At 58.6% G+C, this 22,309-nt stretch carries 19 protein-coding genes; 7 read left to right on the forward strand and 12 right to left on the reverse strand.

The window, feature by feature from the left end; all coding sequences use genetic code 11:
• Positions 1-12: 12 nt before the first annotated feature.
• Positions 13-1,200 carry a pyridoxal phosphate-dependent aminotransferase gene (locus PM04_RS02790; RefSeq protein ID WP_038003430.1) on the forward strand — a complete coding sequence of 396 codons (1,188 nt, stop codon included), beginning with the start codon at positions 13-15 and terminating at the stop codon, positions 1,198-1,200.
• Between the two features lie 242 nt (positions 1,201-1,442).
• Positions 1,443-2,993 carry a trimethylamine methyltransferase family protein gene (locus PM04_RS02795; protein ID WP_038003432.1) on the forward strand — a complete coding sequence of 517 codons (1,551 nt, stop codon included), beginning with the start codon at positions 1,443-1,445 and terminating at the stop codon, positions 2,991-2,993.
• A gap of 3 nt (positions 2,994-2,996) precedes the next feature.
• Here the strand turns inward: PM04_RS02795 and eda are convergent, their stop codons facing one another.
• The 3 genes from eda to hisI all read right to left on the reverse strand — a co-directional run bounded on the left by eda (position 2,997) and on the right by hisI (position 5,949).
• Entirely contained in the window at positions 2,997-3,638 is a 642-nt protein-coding gene (eda, locus tag PM04_RS02800; RefSeq protein ID WP_038003434.1) for a bifunctional 4-hydroxy-2-oxoglutarate aldolase/2-dehydro-3-deoxy-phosphogluconate aldolase, read from the reverse strand.
• Between the two features lie 71 nt (positions 3,639-3,709).
• Positions 3,710-5,515 carry a phosphogluconate dehydratase gene (gene edd, locus PM04_RS02805; protein ID WP_038003436.1) on the reverse strand — a complete coding sequence of 602 codons (1,806 nt, stop codon included), beginning with the start codon at positions 5,513-5,515 and terminating at the stop codon, positions 3,710-3,712.
• A gap of 74 nt (positions 5,516-5,589) precedes the next feature.
• Positions 5,590-5,949 carry a phosphoribosyl-AMP cyclohydrolase gene (gene hisI / locus PM04_RS02810; RefSeq protein ID WP_038003438.1) on the reverse strand — a complete coding sequence of 120 codons (360 nt, stop codon included), beginning with the start codon at positions 5,947-5,949 and terminating at the stop codon, positions 5,590-5,592.
• Between the two features lie 92 nt (positions 5,950-6,041).
• Between hisI and PM04_RS02815 the strand changes: the two genes are divergently transcribed.
• Positions 6,042-6,512 carry an iron-sulfur cluster assembly scaffold protein gene (locus PM04_RS02815; RefSeq protein ID WP_038003440.1) on the forward strand — a complete coding sequence of 157 codons (471 nt, stop codon included), beginning with the start codon at positions 6,042-6,044 and terminating at the stop codon, positions 6,510-6,512.
• A 45-nt stretch (positions 6,513-6,557) separates the two neighbouring features.
• Complete coding sequence (locus tag PM04_RS02820) at positions 6,558-7,979, forward strand: methyl-accepting chemotaxis protein (RefSeq protein ID WP_052068407.1); 1,422 nt, start codon at positions 6,558-6,560, stop codon at positions 7,977-7,979.
• A 375-nt stretch (positions 7,980-8,354) separates the two neighbouring features.
• Here the strand turns inward: PM04_RS02820 and recG are convergent, their stop codons facing one another.
• The 4 genes from recG to PM04_RS17585 form a co-directional block, all read right to left on the reverse strand.
• Positions 8,355-10,439: an ATP-dependent DNA helicase RecG gene (gene recG / locus PM04_RS02825; protein WP_038003442.1), complete on the reverse strand. Its 2,085-nt coding sequence runs from the start codon at positions 10,437-10,439 to the stop codon at positions 8,355-8,357.
• A complete protein-coding gene (gene ligA, locus PM04_RS02830; protein ID WP_038003443.1) occupies positions 10,436-12,556 on the reverse strand; it encodes an NAD-dependent DNA ligase LigA in 2,121 nt (706 codons plus the stop codon). The genes recG and ligA overlap by 4 nt, the downstream gene beginning before the upstream one ends.
• A gap of 70 nt (positions 12,557-12,626) precedes the next feature.
• Positions 12,627-13,340: a response regulator transcription factor CtrA gene (ctrA, locus tag PM04_RS02835; RefSeq protein ID WP_038003445.1), complete on the reverse strand. Its 714-nt coding sequence runs from the start codon at positions 13,338-13,340 to the stop codon at positions 12,627-12,629.
• Positions 13,341-13,440: 100 nt separating this feature from the next.
• Positions 13,441-13,713: a DUF1153 domain-containing protein gene (locus PM04_RS17585; protein ID WP_038009611.1), complete on the reverse strand. Its 273-nt coding sequence runs from the start codon at positions 13,711-13,713 to the stop codon at positions 13,441-13,443.
• 126 nt (positions 13,714-13,839) lie between these two features.
• Between PM04_RS17585 and mnmA the strand changes: the two genes are divergently transcribed.
• Positions 13,840-14,979, forward strand: a complete 1,140-nt coding sequence (gene mnmA / locus PM04_RS02840) for a tRNA 2-thiouridine(34) synthase MnmA (RefSeq protein ID WP_038003447.1) — start codon at positions 13,840-13,842, stop codon at positions 14,977-14,979.
• Here the strand turns inward: mnmA and PM04_RS02845 are convergent.
• From PM04_RS02845 to PM04_RS02860, 4 genes are all read right to left on the reverse strand, one after another.
• Positions 14,976-15,281 carry a Dabb family protein gene (locus tag PM04_RS02845; RefSeq protein ID WP_038003449.1) on the reverse strand — a complete coding sequence of 102 codons (306 nt, stop codon included), beginning with the start codon at positions 15,279-15,281 and terminating at the stop codon, positions 14,976-14,978. The genes mnmA and PM04_RS02845 overlap by 4 nt on opposite strands.
• A gap of 109 nt (positions 15,282-15,390) precedes the next feature.
• Complete coding sequence (locus tag PM04_RS02850; protein WP_038003451.1) at positions 15,391-16,662, reverse strand: ABC transporter permease; 1,272 nt, start codon at positions 16,660-16,662, stop codon at positions 15,391-15,393.
• Positions 16,663-17,469: a taurine ABC transporter ATP-binding protein gene (locus PM04_RS02855; protein ID WP_038003453.1), complete on the reverse strand. Its 807-nt coding sequence runs from the start codon at positions 17,467-17,469 to the stop codon at positions 16,663-16,665. It lies immediately after the preceding gene.
• A gap of 75 nt (positions 17,470-17,544) precedes the next feature.
• Positions 17,545-18,558, reverse strand: a complete 1,014-nt coding sequence (locus PM04_RS02860) for an ABC transporter substrate-binding protein (protein ID WP_038003455.1) — start codon at positions 18,556-18,558, stop codon at positions 17,545-17,547.
• Between the two features lie 240 nt (positions 18,559-18,798).
• On the opposite strand from PM04_RS02860, the gene PM04_RS02865 reads away from it, so the two are divergent.
• Both PM04_RS02865 and PM04_RS02870 read left to right on the forward strand, forming a co-directional pair.
• Entirely contained in the window at positions 18,799-20,196 is a 1,398-nt protein-coding gene (locus tag PM04_RS02865; protein ID WP_052068408.1) for an aspartate aminotransferase family protein, read from the forward strand.
• A gap of 75 nt (positions 20,197-20,271) precedes the next feature.
• Complete coding sequence (locus PM04_RS02870) at positions 20,272-21,741, forward strand: PLP-dependent aminotransferase family protein (RefSeq protein ID WP_038003457.1); 1,470 nt, start codon at positions 20,272-20,274, stop codon at positions 21,739-21,741.
• Here the strand turns inward: PM04_RS02870 and PM04_RS02875 are convergent.
• Positions 21,730-22,191 carry an Lrp/AsnC family transcriptional regulator gene (locus PM04_RS02875; RefSeq protein WP_038003459.1) on the reverse strand — a complete coding sequence of 154 codons (462 nt, stop codon included), beginning with the start codon at positions 22,189-22,191 and terminating at the stop codon, positions 21,730-21,732. The genes PM04_RS02870 and PM04_RS02875 overlap by 12 nt on opposite strands.
• Positions 22,192-22,309: the final 118 nt, after the last annotated feature.

Genomic DNA, 22,309 nt, shown 5'->3' on the forward strand with positions numbered 1-22,309 from the left:
GGGGACGCCGCAATGAATGTATCACACAGGTTGAGTGGATTGACCGGCGGCGGCTCCGACGGGTGGGATGTGTTCTACAAAGCTCGCGCCATGAAGGCCGCAGGCACGCCCGTGGTTGAACTGACCATCGGAGAGCATGACATTCGCACCAGCCCTGCGATTTTGGACGAAATGCACAGGGCCGCCCGCGCAGGCCACACAGGCTATGCCGCCGTGCCCGGCATCCCGGATTTACGCGCCGCTGTCGCCGCCCGTGTCCAAGCCCGCACAGGCGTCCCAACGGGGCCGCAAAACGTTGTCATCACCCCCGGCGGGCAATCCGCGCTGTTTGCCGCGCATATGGCCGCGCTCGACCCCGGTGAACGCGCGCTGTACCTAGACCCGTATTACGCGACCTATCCCGGCACGATCCGGGGCGCCGGTGGCGTGGCCGTATCCGTTCCCACCCAGTCGGAGGCCGATTTCCAACCCACACGCCCGGCCCTTGATGCTGCATTAGGCAACGCACCGGCCCGCAGCCTGCTGATCAACACGCCGAACAACCCCACAGGCGTGATCTATGGCGCCGAAACACTCGGCATCATTGCCGATTTCACCTGTGCCAACGACATGTGGCTGATTTCGGATGAAGTCTATGACACCCAAGTCTGGGACGGCGCGCACCTGTCACCCCGCGCCCTGCCCGGTATGGCGGAACGGACCTTGGTGGTCGGCTCAATGTCCAAGAGCCATGCGATGACAGGCTCTCGGGTCGGGTGGTTGGTGGGGCCAGAAGACATCATCGCCCACCTCATCAACTTATCGACCCACACGACCTATGGCGTGCCGGGGTTCTTGCAGGACGCCGCTCTGTGGGCCTTACGCCAAGGGGATGCGTTTGAGGCCGAAATCGCTGCACCGTTCCGGCGCCGCCGCGATCAAACGCTGGTCCAGATCAACGCCCAAGATATCGTGCGCGCGCTGCCTTCTGGGGGGGCGATGTATCTAATGTTGGATGTCCGTGCCACGGGCCTGAGCGGTGAGGCGTTTGCCGATGCCTTGCTCGACGCCCATCACATCGCGACCATGCCCGGCGAAAGCTTTGGCGCATCAGCCGCTGGCCACATCCGGCTGGCGCTGACGGTGGATGATGCGGCCCTGCGTTCAGCGGTCGAAACGCTTTTGCAGTTCGCGGCCGATTTGGCCTCTAAGGCGGCCTAGCCCCACAGCGCATCTGCTTTCGAAGTCTGAAAACGACACTTTGTCGCTTCCAAGCGCGCGGAACGGGGAATCGCATGCATAGCTGGCACCATGAGCCGCAAGAAAAAACACCACCGCGACAATGATTGGAAGATCGCGCTTGTGAGCCGCACCATCGGTGCGGATAGGGGACGTGCGGCGCGGGGCAGACCGACCAAGGGCTGACCACCCTTTCCTGCCCTTACTCCAGATCGAGATCAAACATGAATGCAGAACCCAAACGGCGCAGTCCGCGCGCCGGTGGCCGCGCCGCGCGTCATGCGCTGCGTGCAGCCCCTCTTGCGGCCGATGTGACACCCGTTCGCGCCGGATTGCCCGGCGGCACGTTCAACCCGCTCAGCCAAGATGACATACTTGCCATCCATGAGGCCGCACTGACAGCGCTCGAAGAAATCGGCCTCGCGGATGCGCCCCCCTCGGGGGTGGAGATCATGACCCGCGCAGGTGCCACGCTGGGTGACGACAAACGCCTGCGGTTTCCACGCGCGCTGGTCATGCAATCGCTGGAATTGGCCGCACGTGAGATCACGTTGCAAGGACGCGACCCGGCCCACGATTTGCACCTTAGTGGGAGCAAAGTGCACTACGGCACAGCCGGGGCCGCGGTTCATATGGTGGACGTTGAAACCGGCACCTACCGCGAAAGCACCTTACAGGACCTTTACGACGCGGCTCGTATTGCGGACCGCTTGGATAACGTCCACTTTTTGCAACGCCCCATGGTCCCGCGCGACATCCCGGACGCACAGGAGATGGACCTCAACACCCTGTATGCCTGCGTTTCGGGCACAACCAAGCACATCGGCACCTCATTTGTGGATGCCGTCACCGTGCCCATGTGCCTCGAATTTCTGCGTGAGGTGGCGGGCAGTGATGAGGCCTGGCGCGCGCGGCCATTTGTGTCGAACTCGAACTGTTTTGTCGTCCCGCCTATGAAGTTCGCCACGGAAAGCTGCCTTGTCATGGAGGCCTGCATCGAGGCAGGCATGCCGGTACTGCTTCTATCGGCCGGTCAAGCGGGTGCGACAGCCCCTGCCCCCATCGCAGGTGCCATTGTTCAGGCCGTAGCTGAGTGCCTTGCAGGCGTTGTCTATGTCAACGCGATGGCACCGGGGCATCCGGCTATTTTTGGCACATGGCCATTTGTGTCTGATTTGCGCACGGGCGCGATGTCGGGCGGTTCGGGCGAGCAAGCGCTATTGACCGCAGGTTGCGCACAGATGCACCGCTTTTACGGGCTTCCCGGAGGTGCCGCGGCCGGCATTGCCGATGCCAAGCTGCCCGACATGCAAGCGGGATGGGAGCAAGGGATATCGAACACACTTGCAGGGCTCGCCGGTTTGAATATGGTCTATGAAGCAGCAGGCATGCACGCCTCTCTTCTTGGGTTCTGCCTTGAGAGCCTGATTTTGGGCGATGACCTAATCGGGCAAGCCCTCAGGTGCGTGCGCGGGATTGAGGTTAACTCTGACACTCTCGCGCTGGATACGATGCGCAGCACCTGTCTTGGCGGGCCGGGTCATTACCTCGGGACAGATCAAACCCTGAGGTTGATGCAGACGGAGTTCATTTACCCCGCGCTAGCGGACCGAAGCTCCCCCAAGGAATGGGAGGAAAACGGCCGCCCCGAGTTGCTCAAGAAAGCCACAGCACGCAAGGAGGAGATCCTTAGCCAGCGGTCAAATGCGGTGTTCGATGCAGGATTGGACGCCCGCCTGCGCGCCCGGTTCCCGGTCAAACTGCCTGTCCAATAGACCTTAGGCCGTGAGGCTTGCCGCCTCACGTGCCAAAGCCTCGATCCCGGCCCAATCTCGTGCCGCAATAGCGGAGGCGGGAGCAACCCAAGAGCCACCAACACAGACCACGTTGGGCAGCGCCAAGTAGCTGCCCGCGTTCTGCGGAGAAACACCACCCGTGGGGCAAAAGGTGATTTGTGGCAGCGGGCTGGCCAGTGATTTCAGCGCAGGGGCACCGCCGGCAGCCTCAGCAGGGAAGAACTTGAGCATGTCGTAGCCCTGCTCCAGCAAGGCCATCGCTTCTGTTGCCGTGGCCGCACCGGGCAAGAGCGGCAGGCCGTATTCTTGGCAAGCCGCCAAGAGATGAGGTGTGGCCCCCGGCGAGACACCAAACTGCGCGCCAGCGTCTTTGGCGGCCTTTACGTCCGCCGCCGTCAGGAGCGTGCCGGCACCGACGATCCCGCCTTCGACCTGTGCCATCTCACGGATCGCATCGAGAGCCGCATCTGTGCGCAATGTGACCTCAAGTGCGGGCAAGCCGCCGGCCACCAACGCCCGCGCCAGATCAGCTGCCGTGCTTGCATCATCCAAAACGAGGACAGGCACGACAGGGGCTGCGGCGCAGATTGAACGTGTGGCGGAGGATTGTTCGAGAGGGGTCATAGTTTGGTCCTGTGTTGAGAGGTCGGGTGCCTCCGGCGGGAGTATTTGGGGAACAAAGGAGGCGGAGCGTGCTAGACGACCACTCCTGCACCCGTGTCGGCACTACCAGCGGTTTGGCGAAAGATGTCAAACAGCTCCCGCCCGATGCCGGATTGGTTTGCGGTGAGGTCTGGATGCGTGATTGGACGATCCGTGACACCCGGTGTCAACACTTCGAGAACGCCATTGGTGGCATCGACACGTACAATGTCGCCATCTTGGACTTGCGCAATCACGCCCCCATCAAGCGCCTCGGGCGAGACGTGAATGGCGGACGCGATTTTGCCCGATGCGCCCGACATCCGACCGTCCGTCACGAGGGCCACGCGCTGGCCGCGCCCTTGGAGGATCGAGAGCACCGGGGTCAGCCCGTGCAGTTCGGGCATGCCATTGGCTTTGGGGCCTTGGTAGCGGACGACAATCACAACATCGTCGGTCAATGTGCCCGCCTTGAAGGCGGCTTTGACTTGTTCTTGGTCCTCAAACACGCGCGCCGGGGCCTCAAGGCTATGGTAGGCCGGGTCGACAGCGGAGACCTTCATCACGCCGCGCCCAAGATTGCCCGAAAGCTGTTTGAGGCCGCCCGAGGGCTGGAAAGCCTCTGAAGCGGAACGGAGAATCTTGGGATTGAGTGTGGCGCGAGGCCCCGGTTCCCAGTTGACGCGGTCGCCATTGAGTTTCGGCTCAGTTGCATACTTGGAAAGGCCCGCGCCCGCGACTGTTTTGACGTCCTCATGCAAATGGCCAGTCTCGAGTAGATCGTGGATGATGTAGGCCAGCCCGCCCGCTGCGTGGAAGTGGTTCACGTCCGCGAGACCGTTGGGATAGACCCGCGCCATAAGGGGCGTTGCCTCTGAGATATCCGCGAAGTCTTGGAGATCGATGATGACACCTGCCGCACGCGCCATTGCGATCATGTGAATCACAAGGTTCGTTGAGCCGCCCGTCGCCATCAGCCCTACAAGGCCGTTCACAATGGCCTTTTCGTCGAGGATATCGCACACGGGCGTGTAGGCATTGCCTAGGCCCGTGATCGCAGCCGCGCGTTCGGTTGCAGCATCCGTCAACGCGTCACGCAGTGGTGTGCCGGGGTTGATGAAGGAGGCGCCGGGCATATGCAGGCCCATGAACTCCATCAGCATTTGGTTTGAATTCGCAGTGCCGTAGAACGTGCAAGTTCCGGGGCCGTGATAGCTATCCATCTCGGCCTTCATCAGCGTGGCGCGATCAATCTCGCCCTTTGCGAATTGCTGACGGATCATGGCTTTTTCGTCGTTCGGCAGGCCCGAGACCATCGGCCCCGCAGGCACAAAGATGCCCGGCAGATAACCAAAGGTTGCAGCCCCGATAATCAGACCTGGGACGATCTTGTCACAGACCCCAAGGTAAAGTGCCGCATCAAAGGTGTTATGCGTAAGTGCGACCCCCGTCGCCAAGGCAATCACATCGCGTGAAAAGAGCGAAAGCTCCATCCCGACCTGCCCTTGCGTGACGCCGTCGCACATCGCGGGAACACCGCCCGCGATCTGCGCGGTGGCGCCGACCTTGCGGGCGGCGTCCTTGATGCGGTCTGGATAATCTTTGAACGGTTGGTGCGCCGACAGCATATCATTGTAGGCCGTCACGATCCCAATATTGGGCGCACGCTCTGCGACCAGCGCGTCCTTGTCGTCACCCATCGCAGCGTAGGCGTGAGCTTGGTTCGAGCAGGACAGATGCGCCCGACGCGGGCCATCTTCGGCGGCGCGGCGCATCCGATCCAAGTATTGGCTCCGCGCGGATTTGGAACGTGCCACAACACGCTCGGTAATGGCGGCAATTGTGTCGTTAACAGGCATACGTCTCTCCTCTTTCGTCACCGCCAAGTATCAATGTTAGCGCTAACGGTCAACCCTCAGAACGCGGGTTATGATCAGGCCATCGGCTCCATCAGCACCTGTTCGCCCTCATCCGTGATATCCGTATAAAAACAGACCCTTCGGTTGGTGTGACAGGCAGGCCCGGTTTGACGCACCAGGGCGAGCAAGCAATCGCGGTCGCAATCTACGCGCAGTGCCTCGAGGGCTTGGGTATTGCCCGAGCTTTCGCCCTTGACCCAAAACGCCTGCCGCGAGCGTGACCAATAGGTTACGCGGCGTGTTTCAAGTGTTTTGGTGACGGCTTCTGCGTTCATCCACGCCATCATCAAAACCTCATGCGTGTCGCAGTCTTGTGCGATCACGGGGATGAGCCCTTGTGCGTTATAAGTCAGGGTTGAGGGGTCAAAGGCCATCGGGTTGCTCCATTGCAAAAATCCACAAACAGTCTATCTATGACGGCACGCGGATGCACCCGCTTTTGTCCAAAACATCAAGGCACTGGCAGATGAGCGATACAGACCTGATCAAGCTTTACAGCGGACGAATTTTGGCACTCGCGGCCAATATGCCCCATACTGCGCGTTTGAGCGCACCGCAGGCCACTGCGCGCAAGCGATCACCGATGTGCGGATCAATGGTGACTGTCGATTTGGCGATGGATGACGGGCGCATTAGCGAATACGGCCAAGACGTGAAGGCCTGTGCACTGGGTCAGGCTGCGGCGTCTGTTGTCGGCTCTGGAATTATCGGGCGCACGATTGATGAAGTAAGCACCGCGCGTGCCCAATTGATTGAAATGCTGCGCAATGAGGGCCCTGCCCCCGACGCACCGTTTCATGATTTGGAAGTGTTACTGCCCGCACGGGAATACAAGAACCGCCATGCGTCGATCCTGCTGGCGTTTGATGCAGCCCTAGAGGCCGCTGAACAGATCGCGCCAAGCGAAACAGCTGGTTCGCACTTAACGGCTCCGTAACCGATCTGCGCCTATGGTTTGGAAAGAAACCACGGGAGATTCGCAATGGTCGCTTTACCCGAGGGCCTAGAATTAGGCGCGCAGGCCACCGATATTGATACCGCTGCCGTGACACGGCTTGCCACCCTTGCCTCTCGCACGGGCTACGATGTCGTGGACTTGGCTGGGTTCTTTGATGAGGTGGACGGCTTGGCACAAAACCAGATGGTCAGCCTTAGGGACGCGCGCAATGGTGCGCAGAACATTGAGACCGCAAACCAAGGCGTGATCGAAACTGTCGTGTCGGTCACCCAAGCAGCCACAGAAACGTTGGAGAAGGTCAAAGCCTCTTCCGCGTCGATTGAAGCGTCACTTGATACGACCAAAAACATGGCCGCCTGGGTCGCTGGCATAGAGGACCGCGTTGCCGAGTTGGACGCCACGCTCAAATCGATTGTCCAGTCGAATGGGCAAATCACGACGATTGCCAAGCAGGTCAATATCCTTGCAATCAACGCTACGATTGAGGCCGCGCGCGCAGGCGACGCAGGCAAAGGCTTTGCGGTGGTGGCTGATGCGATCAAAGACTTGTCCCGCCAGACAGCACAGGCCGCCGCAGGCATCGGCGACAATATAACCAACCTTGGTGATTGGACGACCGCAATGCGCGTAGACGCCCAAACCACCGCAGAGCAAACAGCCCATTTGGTCGACGCTGCCGATAGCACGCACGCAGCTCTGCGCGATATTACGCATAGCACCGAACGCACCCATCAGGACGCAACCAACATCTCGGCCCGCGCCCGGGATGTTGAGGCCGCGACCGCAGCCTTCGCCGCTCCGTTTAAACTGATTGAGGCAAGTGCGACGACCGTGGGGGACGGGATTACTAAGGCGCGCGGCCGACTTGAGGGAATGGTCGATAGCTGTGAAAAAATCGTCCAAGCAACCACTGGACTGGGGGCAGAGACCCCGGACAGCGCCTTTATCGCGGCTGGAATGGATATGGCGGAACAGATCGCCGATCTTTTTGAACAGGCGGTTAAGGTTGGCACCATTTCGCAAAACGATCTGTTCAGTCGGCAACTGACCCCGATAAGCAATACCGCGCCGCAGCAACATATGGCGCCATTCACCGACTTCACCGACCAAGTCCTGCCCCCGATCTTAGAAGCGGCCCTACAGATCGATGCGCGCGTTGCCTTTTGCGCCGCCGTTACGCGGAGCGGATATTTACCGACGCACAATAAAAAGTTCTCACACCCCCAAGGAAACGACCCGGAATGGAACGCTGGAAACTGCCGAAATCGTCGGTTGTTTGATGACCGGGTTGGCCTGAAAGCGGGTCAGAACCAAGATCCGTTTTTATTGCAGGTTTATCGCCGCGACATGGGAAACGGAGAGTTCATTCTCATGAAAGATCTTGCCGTTCCCATCACCGTTCAGGGCAAACATTGGGGCGGATTGCGGATGGGCTATAAGCTATAAAAACCCGCCGCACTCCGAGGAGGCGGCGGTGAGACCACTCATTTTCGCAATGTTCATATGTCCAGAGGCAGTGGACTTGTCGAACTCAGCGCACACAATGGGGACAGACGCATGCGCAGACGAAAGCCAGTGGCAGAAGAGGGTTGCTCAGAGAAAAGACGGGAGATGCAGAGCACCAAGCACAAGAGAGACGAGCCAAACGCCACCCAGCATATCCATCATTAGCTGTTCAGGGGCGCGGCGGATCATGGACACAAGGTTCGTCATAGGAGGCTCCTTAAGGCTTTATTCATGAGTGTTGTCACTTTGTTCTCACAGGTAGCGCAACATGTAAAGAACTTTATAAGAACATTTGTGAGCCAGTACTCCAGAGAGTTAGCCAACCGAGATCAACTGGATCGCCCGATCTTGGCGCAAAAGCCATAAAAGCTGACGCGCTGCGAGGCCCCTAGGGCTTTGCAACTCCGGATCATCATGGAGAAGTTTGCGAGCATCTGACTGTGCAATCGCCATCAGATCGGCCTGTTGTTCCAAGTCGGCAATTCGAAACCGAGGAACACCGCTTTGAGCAGTACCAATTGCGTCACCGGCCCCGCGCATTTGCAGATCTTGCTCTGCAATGAAGAAACCATCTTCGCTGTCCCGCAAGGTTCGCAACCGATGTTCGGCCGTTTTGGACAAAGGCGCTTTGTACATCAAAACGCACGTAGACGCCGCAGCCCCACGCCCAACCCGCCCCCGTAGCTGGTGCAATTGTGCCATGCCGAACGTCTCGGCCCGTTCGATCACCATGATCGACGCATTGGGGACATCAACGCCGACCTCGATCACCGTTGTGGCCACCAAAACCAACAATTCCCCAGCGGCAAACGCCGCCATGGTCGCATCTTTTTCCGCGGGCGGCATCTGACCGTGTACCAGCCCCACTTTTCCCTCGCCCAATTCGGCGCGCAGCAATTTGAAACGTGTCTCGGCTGAGGTCAGATCCACGGCCTCGCTTTCCTCAACCAACGGGCAAACCCAATAGGCCTGCCTGCCCTCAGCTATAGCGCCGCGCAGATTTCCCACGATTTCCTCAAGCCGCGTGTGCGCCGCAAGTGCGGTACGGACCGGTGTGCGCCCAGGTGGCTTTTCATCCAAAACCGACACATCCATATGCCCATATTGCGCCAATGAAAGGGAACGTGGAATCGGCGTGGCGGTCATAACCAGCATATCAACTGCGCGGTTCTTTTCCCCCAACATCTGACGCTGCGCGACACCAAACCTGTGCTGTTCATCCACAATCGCAAGGCGCAGATCAGCGAAGACAACATCCGGCTGGAATACCGCGTGGGTACCCACAAGGATGTGAATGTCACCGGCTGCGAGGGCCGCTAGTTTTGCGCGACGTTCAGCACCTTTGTCGCGGCCCGTCAAAATTTCAACGACGATGCCCGCGGCTTCTGCCAAGGGGCGCAGCCCTGCCAAGTGTTGGCGCGCAAGAATTTCCGTGGGGGCCATCATGACCGCTTGGCCGGCGGCCTCTACAACAGTGACCATCGACAGTAGCGCGACCAACGTTTTCCCCGCGCCGACGTCGCCCTGCAAAAGTCGTGACATCCGCACTGGCCGCGCCAAATCCGCACCGATTTCCTGTACTGCGCGCGACTGCGCGCCTGTGGGGGTGTAGGGCAAGGCTTCCATGATTTTGGCCGTCAATGCGCCTGATCCGCGCGACGCAATCCCCGGCTGTGCCCGATCCCGCGCACGTGCCAACCCGAGTGTCAGTTGGTGGGCGAAAAATTCGTCGTAAGCCAAGCGCACGCGGGCCTCCGGGTGCACACCGTCCTCAGGGGCGGGTCGATGCAGCATGGTTAATGCCATGCGCCAATCAGGCCATACGCGTTGCTCCAGTAACGAACGGTCAACCCACTCCGTCAAGGCTGGCGCACGCGCCAATGCGTCACTCGTGGCCTTGAACATCGCCTTTTGCGTGATCCCGGCCGTCAGCGGATAGACAGGTTCAAACGTCGGCAACGAACCTGCCTCATCCGGGGCCACAACGTGATCCGGATGCGACATCTGGATACCACCATCGAAGTACTCGATTTTGCCAGAGACGATACGACGTGCGCCAACCGGCAGAATTCGTTCAAGATAATCAGTGCGGGCATGGAAAAAGATGAGCGTAAAATCGGTCTGACTGTCGTGCACTTCTATGCGGTAAGGACGGCCACGACTACGCGGCGGGATATGCGCGCCAACTTCAACCTCGGTGGTCACAACGCTTCCGGTTAGTGCACCCTGCACCGTCGGCACCGGGCGGCGGTCGATGATTGAGCTTGGCAGTGTCAACAAAAGATCGATGGGCGCCTCGACGCCCAAATTCGTTAACGCTTTGGCCGTTTTGGGGCCGATACCTGCAAGGGTTTCCGTACTCGCAAACAGCGGGAAAAGAAGCTCAGGACGGCTGCTCATGCTTGGCTCAAAGCCAACCACGCGTCCTCATCAAGGATCTCGATGCCGAGATCTGCGGCTTTTTTCGCCTTAGAACCCGCGCCCGGGCCCGCAACCAAAATGTCCGTCTTAGCGGAAACCGATCCCGACACTTTTGCGCCCATCCGCTCGGCCCGGGCTTTGGCCTCGGCCCTTGTTTGCTTTTCAAGCGTACCGGTGAACACGATCGTTTTGCCCGCGACGGGGCTTCCATCACTTGCTGGCGCTTCGACCCGCTGCACATCCAGATGCGCCACAAGCCTGTCTATGGCGGCACGTTCCCGCGGGTTGGCAAAAGCCATCACCAACGAATGCGCCATTACGGGGCCGATACCATCAATGTCGATCAGCCCCGCCCAAGCGGCACTGTTCGGGTCGGTTGCGGCATCCATCGCGGCGGCCAAACGGGTCCATGTATTGTAGTGGCGCGCCAAAAGATTGCTAGCAGCCTCACCGGTGTGGCGCAATCCAAGGGCAAAGATCAGCCGGTTGAGCGGGATTTTGCGTTTTTCATCAATTGCCGCAAAGAGGTTTTGGGCCGATCGATCCCCCCACCCCGTTTTGTTTTTCAATGCCTGCAGGCCTGAGCCGTATCGCGTTTCTAGTGTGAAAATATCCGCTGGTTCGGCAATCCACTCATCGCGGTAAAATTGCTCAACTTGTTTTGCGCCCAGTCCTTCGATGTCAAATGCCGCGCGAGACACAAAGTGCTTTAGCTTTTCAACGGCTTGCGCGGGGCAGATCATACCACCCGTGCAACGGCGCACAGCGTCACCGGCCTCACGCTCCGCTTCGGATCCGCATTCGGGGCATAAGGTCGGAAATTCAAAAGGTTTCGCATCTTCAGGTCGGCGAGAGATGTCGACATCTTTGATCTTCGGGATTACGTCACCGGCGCGGTAAACTTGCACTGTGTCGCCGACCCGGATGTCTCGACCGTCGCGGATTTCGACCCCTTGCGCGTTTCGCCCCGCAATATAATCTTCGTTGTGGAGTGTCGCGTTCGACACGACCACCCCGCCAACAGTCACCGGGACCAATCGCGCCACCGGGCTAAGCGCCCCGGTTCGCCCGACCTGAATGTCGATGGCTTCGATTTTGGTCCACGCGAGTTCAGCGGCAAATTTATGAGCAATCGCCCATCGCGGCGTGGTCGAGCGCAAGCCAAGTCGATCCTGATAGGCCAGATCATCAACTTTGTAGACCACCCCATCAATATCATAGCCAAGGTCGGCCCGCTGCTCTTCGATTTTGTGATATTGGGCGATGAGGTTTTTGGCACTGCAAGCCCGTTGCGTAAGTGGGTTGGTGCTAAACCCCCACTCGGCCAACTGCTCAATCGCGGCGGCCTGCGAGGTTGCGATTGGGGCGGACGTTTCGCCCCACGCGTAGGCAAAGAACCGCAGCGGGCGACTGCGGGTAACCGCGACATCCAACTGCCGCAAGGATCCTGCGGCCGCGTTGCGCGGGTTGGCAAAGGTTTTTGCCCCCGCAGCTTCCTGCCGTTGATTTAGGGCCGCAAAGTCTTGGTGGCTCATGTAAACTTCACCCCGAACCTCTAGGGTTTCAGGGGCTGAGGCGGGCAGAACGTGAGGGATATCTTCGATTGTTTTCGCGTTTTGGGTGACATTCTCACCGATGGCCCCGTCACCGCGTGTCGCCGCTTGCACGAGTTTGCCATACTCATACCGCAAGGACAGCGACAGCCCGTCGATTTTTGGCTCAGACGTGAACCAGAGCGGAGTATCCGCAGTTAACCCGAGGTATTTACGGATGCGCTTTACAAAGTCATCCACATCTTCGTCGGTGAATGCATTGCCTAGTGACAGCATCCGCTGCGCGTGTGTGATCTTACCAAAACCCTCCGCCGCAGGAGCACCGAGAGTAGCAGAGGGGCTATCTTGGCGCACGAGGTCGGGAAAGCGCGCCTCAAGTGCTGCATTGCGTCGGCGTAGCGCATCAAACTCAGCGTCCGACATGATCGGCGCGTCAGCTTGGTGATAGGCAAGGTTCGCATCACGCAAAAGTGCCGCCAAGCGTTCAAGCTCAGCGGCGGCTTCTGTTTGTGTCAGCACGTCAAGATTGTCATCAAGCTGCATAGTATCCCCCTCCGCTCATCACGGTAGTGATAGGAGGGTGTTGCCCGCTTTTCCAGTCCGGCTCGTACGATTAAGCGCCGATGGCGATGGGTTTATTCGATTCATCCTCAACCGGGTCGCGTAACACATACCCACGGCCCCAAACCGTCTCGATGTGTGTTTCACCACCGGTGGCTTCTGACAGCTTTTTACGCAGCTTGCAGATGAACACATCGATGATCTTCAACTCAGGTTCATCCATACCGCCATAGAGGTGGTTCAGGAACATTTCCTTGGTCAGCGTCGTACCTTTGCGCAGCGAGAGCAGCTCCAACATCTGGTACTCTTTACCTGTCAAATGAACCGTCTGATTATCCACATCGACCGTTTTCGCGTCCAGGTTAACCGTTACACGGCCCGTTTTGATCACCGACTGAGAGTGCCCCTTGGACCGCCGAATGATGGCGTGAATACGCGCGACCAGCTCTTCGCGATGGAACGGTTTGGTCATGTAGTCATCGGCCCCAAACCCAAACCCTTTGAGTTTGTTTTCGGTGTCATCCGCGCCAGAAAGGATCAGGATCGGGGTTTCAATCCGGCTCATCCGCAGTTGTCGCAGCACTTCGTGACCGTTCATGTCCGGCAAATTCAGGTCAAGCAGAATGAGATCGTAGTCGTATAGTTTGGCGAGATCGATCCCCTCCTCACCCATGTCTGTGCAATAGACGTTCAGGTTTGCATTCGTCAGCATCATTTCGATGCTTTTCGATGTCGTAGGGTCATCTTCAACCAACAAAACGCGCATCTCAAATCTCCATGTTTGCCCCCGGCGTTAACGAGAGATTGACTCGAAATGGTTAACTACTGGTTACTGTATGGCCAAATAGACAAAATCCTAAGTAACATTACCGAAATCGCTGTATTTGAGTGGTTTTCAGCCCAGAAACCCCATGCGCCGAGACCCCATAAACCCACGACGCGTACTCTTCTTCTGTCAGGGAATAGGTTTCTAGAGCCTCTTCCAGCGTCAAAAGTCCGGACTGAACCCCGATCACGACTGAGGCTTTTCGGCTCGCAACCCAGCGGCGTGTATTGGGCGAAGGCAAGTCTTCGCGGGTCATTTGGCGCCCATCCGGCAGGGTCACAGAATGGGGTTGTTTGGGGCGTCTAATAAACATGTTAACTATCTCGTGTGCTGTTTCGGCCCCCACATGCAGCCTAAGGTTTTAAGGACAAATGAAGTCATCCCTTGAGAATAGTTCAGATTTTCATATATCTGCGCAGAGTTTCCCGGAGATTGCCGCATGCCCCTCGACAAGAGTTTGAATTCCCTAGGATTTGCAAAAGCCCCTGCTGACACGCGTGTCGTTGTGGCGATGTCGGGCGGCGTGGACAGCTCCGTTGTGGCCGCGCAATTGGCCGAAGAGGGGTACGATGTCGTCGGTGTGACGCTGCAATTGTACGATCACGGCGCGGCCTTGGCCAAAAAAGGTGCCTGCTGCGCGGGTCGTGACATTCACGATGCCCGCAGGGTGGCCGAGGACATGGGCTTTCCCCACTATGTGCTCGACTATGAAAACACCTTCCGGGAGGCGGTGATCGATGAATTCGCCGACAGCTATCTTGGCGGGGCCACACCTGTGCCCTGTATTCGGTGCAATGAACGGGTCAAATTCAAAGACCTGCTCGAAACGGCCAAGGACCTAGACGCCGATTGCATGGCGACGGGCCACTATATCCAACGCAAGATGGGCGCCGCAGGGGCCGAGCTACACTCCGCCGCCGATGCCGCGCGGGACCAAAGCTATTTCCTGTTTTCCACGACGGCGGAACAACTCGATTATCTGCGGTTCCCGCTGGGCCACCTGCCCTCTAAGGAGGCCACCCGTGCACTGGCGGCCAAATACGGGCTGAGCGTCGCGGACAAACCAGACAGTCAGGACATCTGTTTTGTGCCCAACGGTGACTACGCCGCCGTTATCGAAAAGCTACGCCCCGGCGCGGGTCAACCCGGCGACATTGTCGACACCGAGGGCCGCGTGTTGGCCAGCCACACCGGTGTGATCAACTACACCATCGGTCAACGCCGCGGGCTGGGCATCGGTGGTTTGGCCGATCCTCTCTATGTGGTCAAATTGGACGCGGACACAAAACAAGTCGTCGTCGGCCCCAAGAGCATGCTCGCCACCAGGTCTGTGCCTGTGCGTGAGATTAACTGGCTGGGCGACACGCCGCTGACCGCGCGGGATGAATGGCACGTGGGCGTCAAGGTCCGCTCAACCCGCCCCCCGCGTGAGGCGATCATTCGACCCATCTCTGCGACCGAGGCAACTGTTGAGCTGATGACCGCCGAAGAAGGCGTCAGCCCCGGGCAAGCTTGTGTGTTCTATGACCTCGACAGCAGCCGCATCTTTGGTGGCGGCTGGATCTGGCGCGGCAACTAAAAGTCAGCCGCCACACGGGTGTCACGCAAGGGCCGGACCCTGCGGATGCTTTCTTGATACAGCGGATGCGTGCGATAGGCTGTCAACGCGGCCTCATCCGCAAACTCACCATACACCACGACATCCACCCGATCCGTCAGCGGATCGGTATTGCTGCTTTGCGCGACATCGAAGTTCTGCACACCCGGAATGCCCCCCAAAATCTTTAGCCCCTCAATAATCTTCGGAAGATCCGCTGGGTCCTTGGCTGTGAAAAACACAACATGGCGGATGAAATCGCGAGGGTGTTTGGGGTCAGTCATTCGGACGCTCCATTCGGCTTTGATAGATTGGGCACATGATATCCCGCAAGTCGACGCCACCCACAAAAAAGGGCGCCACGCGGCGCCCTTTTGATAATATATGTCGAACTTAGCTTCGGCCTTTCCAAGGCACGAGCCAATTCTCCGCTTTGCGCATGAGGATATCGATACCGAAGCCGATGATCCCGATGAGGATGATCCCCATCACCACGATGTAGGTCTGTTGGAACTTACTCGCGGCGGTGATCATCATGCCTGCACCGACATTTGCGGCCACCAGTTCAGCCGCCACAACGGTGCCCCAGCAGACGCCCATCGCGACCCGGGCTGCCGTGAAAATCTCCGGCAGGGAGTTGGGCACGATCACGTGGCGCAAGATTTGCCACTTGGACGCACCCAGCGAGTAGGCCGCGTGGACCTTGGTAATGTTCACACCAGACACCCCTGCCCGCGCGCCAATCGCCATGATCCAAAGCGCCGCAAGGAACAGCAAAACGATCTTGCCGGTTTCATCAATCCCGAACCAGATGATGATCAGCGGGATCAGTGCCAAGGGCGGCACAGGGCGCATAAACTCAACGATCGGGTCGAACCAACCGCGGAACCAATTGCTGAGGCCCATGGCGTAGCCAAGCGGAATACCGACCAACGCCCCGAGGGCAAAGCCTCCCAACACGCGGATCAGCGACCAACCAAGGTGCTCGACCAAGGTAAAGTTGCGGAAGCCATCTGTCGCGACTTCGAACATCGCCTCAACCACACGCTCTGGCGATGGCAGATACAGGGGCTGCATTTGCAACCCAGTCGCGGGGATGAAGTTGAGCGAGCCTTTGTCGGTCATATTGACCTGACCGTCAGCCACGCTGACGGACCCGCCGGGGGCAATTGCCTCACCGTTCACGGCGATAATAGCATAGCCGTCTTCTTTGGAGCCGACGTCATTGGCCTGCACACGGATCAGCTTGGAACGCCAAACGCCCACCTCATCACTGTCGTTCAGGGCAAAGCCGTCACCGGGGGCCACTTCGGGTGGATCGACCTCAGTGCCGACTGGAAAGACGATGACTCGTACTTCGGCGTCATCCGTTTCGCCCGCACCATTTTGCGCGGTGTATTCGAACGATGTCTCGCCCTCAAACGGGCCGGGCACGTGGATGGGAGAGATTACAGAGCCTGTAAACGCCCCCCAAATCATGAACAGAACAACCACCGAGATAACAGAGGCGAACCTGTTCGGGCGCACGGCGCTTTCGTCACCGAATGTCACCGTCTTGAGCGATGTGAAATCCTTGGGGCGGCTTTTCGCGGTGAGTGTGTTCACAATCACCATCGAGGCAACGAACAACGCCACGTATGCGAGCAGAATAACAAGAGCAGTCATTTATGCGTCCTCCGCCCGACCCATGATTTCTTCTTCCATCTCCCAGATCATGCCAAGAATTTCCTCACGTGTTTGAGCAAACCGAGGGTCCTTTTTGACATCGCGCAGGTCCGAGTTCACACCCATCTCTGCAAATGGCAGACGGTATTCTTTGTGGATACGACCCGGACGCGGTGCCATGACCAACAAACGTTCCCCCAGCAGCAACGCCTCCTCTACAGAGTGCGTGATCAGGATGACGGTCTTGCCGGTTTCCTTCCACAGCTTCAGGACGAGGCCTTGCATCTTTTCGCGCGTCAACGCGTCCAGCGCGCCAAGCGGTTCGTCCATCAAGATCACGTCGGGGTCATTCGCAAGACAGCGGGCCAAAGCCACACGCTGCTGCATCCCGCCGGACAATTCATAGATCGCCTTATCCTTGAAATCGCCCAGACCGGTGATTTCCAACAGGTGATCCGAGCTTTCGCGCCGCTCCGCCTCGGGGGTGCCCTTCATCCGGGGGCCAAACTCGACGTTGTCGCGCACCGACATCCATTCGAACAAAGCACCCTGCTGAAACACCATACCGCGTTCGGCATCGGGGCCTTGGACCGTGTGGTCGTTCAGGACGATTTTCCCTGCGGTCGGCGCAAGAAACCCTGCGACAATGTTCAAAAGCGTGGTCTTGCCGCAGCCCGAGGGGCCCAGCACACTCATTAATTCGCCTTTTTGAAGCTGAAGGGACACATCCTTCAATGCTTGCACATGACCTCCGTTAGGAAGGTCAAACCGCATCGAGAGGTTCTCGATTGCGAGCCCGGTGGTCATCGGGGTCTCCAATTCTGAAAAGGTCAGACAATAGAAAAAGGCCGCGCGGATTGCCCGCGCGGCCCAAAATGCGACTTACATGCCTTTGGCAGCAGCCAAAGGAGCCGTATCTACGGCGTCAGCGTAAGTGCCCAGAGCCGATGGGATCGAACCTGCATCAACAAACACGCCGGCCACGCCGGACATGAAGTCAGCAGCACCACCACCGAGCCATTTCTCGGACAGCTGATCCTCAGCAGAGGGGAAGACGAACGTGGCCATTGTGGCTGCTGTCGCATCTTCGTCCATGCCCGCGTCTTTTGCAATGACGGGCAGCATTTCAGCCTGAGCCGCAGCACCGGAATTCCAACGATCATTCATATCTGCAGTGATCTTGAGGAACTTGGACAGCAACTCACCCTCTTCGGCGACGAAATCAGCAGGTGCCGATGTCACGTCAAACACGAGAATGCCCAGGTCTTCTTTTTCTGCGCCAGTCAGCAGAACGTTGCCGTGATCCAGCATGGTGCGCAGCGAACCGCCCCAACCACATGCCATGTCCAGCGAGCCCTGTGCGAACGCAGGCGCGGATTCGTTAGGGGCCATGTCAACAACTTCCAGCTTCGAGATATCGACGCCGAAGTGGTTCATTTGGCTCAGGAAACCGTAGTGAGCGGCAGTGCCGAGTGGCACAGCAACGCGCTTGCCCTCAAGGTCCATCACGTTGGTTTTGTCGATTTCGAGCGCGGAGGACACGACGCAGTTGTCGTTTTCCGAGTAGCTCACAGCAACGTCGACGGCTTTGATGTCTTGGCCTGCGGATGCAGCGACCACGAAGGGCGGCACACCTTGGCTGACAGAAATCTGCACGTCGCCCGACGCCATCGCAGCGGACATTGCGGTACCGGCGTCAAACGACACCCAGTTGATTTTGACGCCCATTTCTTCTTCGTAGATGCCGTTGGCTTTGGCGTACTGGAATGGCATCGGCCACTCGAGGAAGTAGGCGACAGTGATCTCACCGCCGTGGCCACCAGCCATCGCAGCCTGAGCACCTGTCAGCATCGCGAGGGCCCCGACGGCGCCCATAAGTTTGGATTTTATACGCATAATACGTCTCCCGGTTTTGCGTTGTTCAGGCCACCCAAGGTCATGCCCAGGCCATCCTGATGGATACATTTACAGTATCCTTGGCCGCAGCTTAGGGTGGCTTTGTCGCGAATGGCAATCCCAACATTTGCCAGACAATATTTGGATATATTGCGTAATTACATCTGGCCCTATATTGCCGCCTCGCCCTTAGGCAGAGTGCCGAAAACCAATGCATCTTTTTGACCGGAGTCTTGTCAAATGTCCGTCACTGCCGCACCGCCCTCTGCTATTCCAAATGACATCTCCAGCGTGATTGAGGCCGACCGCGCCCACGTTTGGCACCATCTGCTCCCCCACAAGCCGCTCGAAACCAATGACCCGCGCATTATCGTTGAGGGCAAGGGCATGCGCGTGTGGGACGCCACAGGAAAAGAGCACCTTGATGCGGTGTCGGGCGGCGTTTGGACCGTAAACGTGGGCTACGGTCGCGAAGAAATCGCAGATGCCGTGCGCGACCAGCTGGTCAAGCTGAACTACTTTGCGAACTCCGCAGGCTCGATTCCCGGTGCGCAGTTCGCTGAAATGTTGATCGATAAAATGCCCGGCATGAGCCGCGTGTATTATTCGAATTCGGGGTCTGAGGCCAATGAGAAGGTCTTCAAGATGGTCCGCCAGATCAGCCAATTGCGGCACGGCGGCAAGAAATACAAAGTACTCTACCGCGAACGCGACTATCACGGCACGACGATCACAGCCCTGTCCGCCACAGGTCAGCCGCAGCGCGCCGCCCAATACGGCCCCTACACCCCCGGTTTCGTTGAGGTTCCGCATTGCCTTGAGTATCGCAACCAATTCCCCGACGCAGAGGATTACGGCATCGCCGCGGCCAACGCGATCGAGGAGGTCATCCTGCGCGAAGGCCCTGATACGGTTGGTCTTTTGTGTCTTGAGCCGATCACTGCAGGCGGCGGTGTCATCACCCCACCCCCTAGCTACTGGCCCCGCGTTCAGGAGATTTGCAAAAAGTACGACGTCCTTTTGCATATCGATGAAGTCGTGTGCGGCGTCGGCCGGACGGGCACTTGGTTTGGCTATCAGCACTACGGGATTGAGCCTGATTTCGTCACCATGGCCAAGGGCGTGGCCTCTGGCTATGCCGCGATTTCGTGCACTGTGACCACCGAGGCCGTGTTCGAGATGTTCAAGGATGACGTGTCGGACCCGCTGCATTATTTCCGCGACATCTCGACATTTGGGGGCTGCACAGCGGGCCCGGCCGCCGCGATCGCGAACATGAACATCATTGTCCGTGAAAACCTGCTTGAGAACACAATCGCTATGGGTGAGCGGTTTGTGAACAACCTGCAGGGCCTCGCGGAAAAGCACCGTGTCATCGGTGACGTGCGCGGTAAGGGTTTGTTCTGTGGCGCAGAATTGGTTGCTGACCGCACCACCAAAGAGCCCGCCGATGAAAAGAAGGTCCAAGCCGTCGTGGCCGACTGCATGGCGCAAGGCTTGATCATCGGGGCGACCAACCGGTCGCTGCCCGGGTTCAACAATACGCTGTGCTTCTCGCCGGCGTTGATCTCGACTGCGGACGACATTGATGAGATCACGGCTGGCGTCGACAAGGCCCTGACCCGCGTATTTTCTTAAGTCCAGACCCGGTACGTAGCAGGTCCAACAAAGGCTCTACCTTTATGTCCAAATTCTGACTAAGGGTAGAGCCACATGTCTATCGCCGTCGAATCCTTTCTGCTTAATCCCACCAACACCGGCACGCTCCAGCGTCAGGTGCAGGACCTTGTGACGGATGGCATTCTAGGTGGCAGGTTCCGTCCCGGCGACAGACTGCCGTCCTCTCGCAAACTTGCGACACACCTTGGGATCAGCCGCATTACCGTGACCCTCGCCTACACCGAATTGGTGGCGAACGATTACCTCACATCACGCGGACGCTCAGGCTATTTCGTGTCAGATCAGGCACCCGCACCGGTCGACACGCTGCCCCCGCCTGCCGGGCCATCAACGGTGGATTGGTCGCGCACTTTGGGCGGGCGGATTGGCACATCCCTTACGATTTCGCGGCCCGAGGCTTGGCGCGACTACCGCTATCCCTTCATCTACGGCCAACCTGATCAGCGCCTCTTTGATCATCAAAGCTGGCGGCGCTGCGCGATGCAGGCCTTGGGGCGGCGAGATTTCGACGCCCTAACCGCTGACGCCTATGAGGCCGATGACCCGGAGTTGGTTGCTCAGATCATCCGCCTTATCCTGCCGCGTCGTGGTATTTCGGCGCGCCCTGATCAGGTCCTGATCACGCTTGGGGCTCAAAACGCGCTTTGGACGGCGGCGCAGGTCCTTCTGACGCAACGCCGAACAGCGGCGATGGAGTATCCCTGCTATCCTGTTTTGCGCGATATCCTTACCCAAAGCCGATGCAATACGACTGAGCTAACCGTGGACAACGCGGGCCTACGCCCCGAAACCATCCCACCCGAGACAGACGTGTTGTTCACCACGCCGTCGCATCACTGCCCCACGTCTGCGACCCTTCCGCTGGACCGTCGCCGCGCGCTCTTGAAACGCGCACAGGACGATGATTTCTTGATCGTTGAGGACGACTACGAATTCGAGCTGGGCTTTATGACCCGCCCTGCCCCCGCGCTCAAATCGCTCGATACGGATGGGCGCGTGATTTACATCGGCTCGTTTTCCAAGTCGCTCTTTCCGGGGCTTAGGTTGGGCTACATGGTGGCGGCGGCCCCCGTCATCCGCGAAGCGCGCTCGCTGCGGGGGCTGGTTTTGCGCCACCCTCCCGGTCACATCCAACGCTTTGCGGCCTACTACCTGACCCACGGCTATTATGATGCGCAGGTTCAACGCACCGCCCGCGCCTTTCGCGCGCGGCGTGAGGTGCTGGACGAAAGCCTTGCGCGCAATGGGTTGGAGCCTGCGGGGCGCAATGGCTTTGGCGGGTCCAGCGTTTGGATGCGGACCCCGGACGGGGTGTCTGCCGATGACTTGGCCGCGCGCCTACGTGCAAGGTCCGTGTTGATCGAACCGGGCGCCGCTTTTTTCCGGCCCGGCGACGCGCGTGGACAAAACCACTACCGGTTGGGGTATTCATCCATCGACTCGACCGCCATACCCACCGGCACCGCCCTCATTGCAGAGGAATTGGCCCGCCTACAGCGGTAAAGCGGTGGTGGATTTAATCTCTTCCATCGAAAGCAGCGCGGTCACGTTATACACCCGCACCTCTGAGATCAGAGCCTGATAGAACACATCATAGGCCCGCGCATTCGCGACCCGCACCTTGAGTATATAGTCAATTTCCCCAGCGAGCCTGTGCGCCTCCAGTACCTCATCCCGGGCCATGAGCGCTTTCAGGAACTTGGCCTGCCACTCTGCCTCATGCTCGGACGTGCGGATCAAGACAAAGAAACACGCCTCAAGCCCCAAGGCATCTGCATCCAAAACGGCGGTGGTCGCCTTGATCACCCCGCCTTCGCGCATCTTGCGGATTCGGTTCCAAACTGGCGTCTTCGAAGACCCAATCTTCTTGGCAATTTCATCAAGACTTTGTGAGGCGTCCGCTTGCAGCTCCGCAAGAATTTTCCTGTCTGTCTCATCAAGGCGCATCGCCATTCCGTATTCTCCGGTTTTTCCAAACACTCATTCCAAATCCGAACAGGATCGGGACGTTGTTCCTTATCTACGCGGATACGGTGCAATAAACCAGAACATTGTTCTATATTGCAAGGGA

The organism is Thalassobacter sp. 16PALIMAR09 (assembly GCF_000765485.1).
In the GTDB taxonomy this organism is placed as follows: Bacteria; Pseudomonadota; Alphaproteobacteria; order Rhodobacterales; family Rhodobacteraceae; genus Thalassobacter; species Thalassobacter stenotrophicus.

Excerpts from the sequence above, each read along its gene's own strand:
- PM04_RS02875 (WP_038003459.1), bottom strand. The coding sequence starts at position 22,191 with ATGGCGATGCGCCTTGATGAGACAGACAGGAAAATTCTTGCGGAGCTG.
- ctrA (WP_038003445.1), bottom strand. The coding sequence starts at position 13,340 with ATGCGCGTTTTGTTGGTTGAAGATGACCCTACGACATCGAAAAGCATC.
- PM04_RS02820 (WP_052068407.1), top strand. The coding sequence starts at position 6,558 with ATGGTCGCTTTACCCGAGGGCCTAGAATTAGGCGCGCAGGCCACCGAT.
- PM04_RS02850 (WP_038003451.1), bottom strand. The coding sequence starts at position 16,662 with ATGACTGCTCTTGTTATTCTGCTCGCATACGTGGCGTTGTTCGTTGCC.
- PM04_RS17585 (WP_038009611.1), bottom strand. The coding sequence starts at position 13,713 with ATGTTTATTAGACGCCCCAAACAACCCCATTCTGTGACCCTGCCGGAT.
- PM04_RS02795 (WP_038003432.1), top strand. The coding sequence starts at position 1,443 with ATGAATGCAGAACCCAAACGGCGCAGTCCGCGCGCCGGTGGCCGCGCC.
- recG (WP_038003442.1), bottom strand. The coding sequence starts at position 10,439 with ATGAGCAGCCGTCCTGAGCTTCTTTTCCCGCTGTTTGCGAGTACGGAA.
- edd (WP_038003436.1), bottom strand. The coding sequence starts at position 5,515 with ATGCCTGTTAACGACACAATTGCCGCCATTACCGAGCGTGTTGTGGCA.
- PM04_RS02845 (WP_038003449.1), bottom strand. The coding sequence starts at position 15,281 with ATGACTGACCCCAAACACCCTCGCGATTTCATCCGCCATGTTGTGTTT.
- PM04_RS02855 (WP_038003453.1), bottom strand. The coding sequence starts at position 17,469 with ATGACCACCGGGCTCGCAATCGAGAACCTCTCGATGCGGTTTGACCTT.
- mnmA (WP_038003447.1), top strand. The coding sequence starts at position 13,840 with ATGCCCCTCGACAAGAGTTTGAATTCCCTAGGATTTGCAAAAGCCCCT.
- eda (WP_038003434.1), bottom strand. The coding sequence starts at position 3,638 with ATGACCCCTCTCGAACAATCCTCCGCCACACGTTCAATCTGCGCCGCA.
- PM04_RS02860 (WP_038003455.1), bottom strand. The coding sequence starts at position 18,558 with ATGCGTATAAAATCCAAACTTATGGGCGCCGTCGGGGCCCTCGCGATG.
- PM04_RS02865 (WP_052068408.1), top strand. The coding sequence starts at position 18,799 with ATGTCCGTCACTGCCGCACCGCCCTCTGCTATTCCAAATGACATCTCC.
- PM04_RS02870 (WP_038003457.1), top strand. The coding sequence starts at position 20,272 with ATGTCTATCGCCGTCGAATCCTTTCTGCTTAATCCCACCAACACCGGC.
- hisI (WP_038003438.1), bottom strand. The coding sequence starts at position 5,949 with ATGGCCTTTGACCCCTCAACCCTGACTTATAACGCACAAGGGCTCATC.
- PM04_RS02815 (WP_038003440.1), top strand. The coding sequence starts at position 6,042 with ATGAGCGATACAGACCTGATCAAGCTTTACAGCGGACGAATTTTGGCA.
- PM04_RS02790 (WP_038003430.1), top strand. The coding sequence starts at position 13 with ATGAATGTATCACACAGGTTGAGTGGATTGACCGGCGGCGGCTCCGAC.
- ligA (WP_038003443.1), bottom strand. The coding sequence starts at position 12,556 with ATGCAGCTTGATGACAATCTTGACGTGCTGACACAAACAGAAGCCGCC.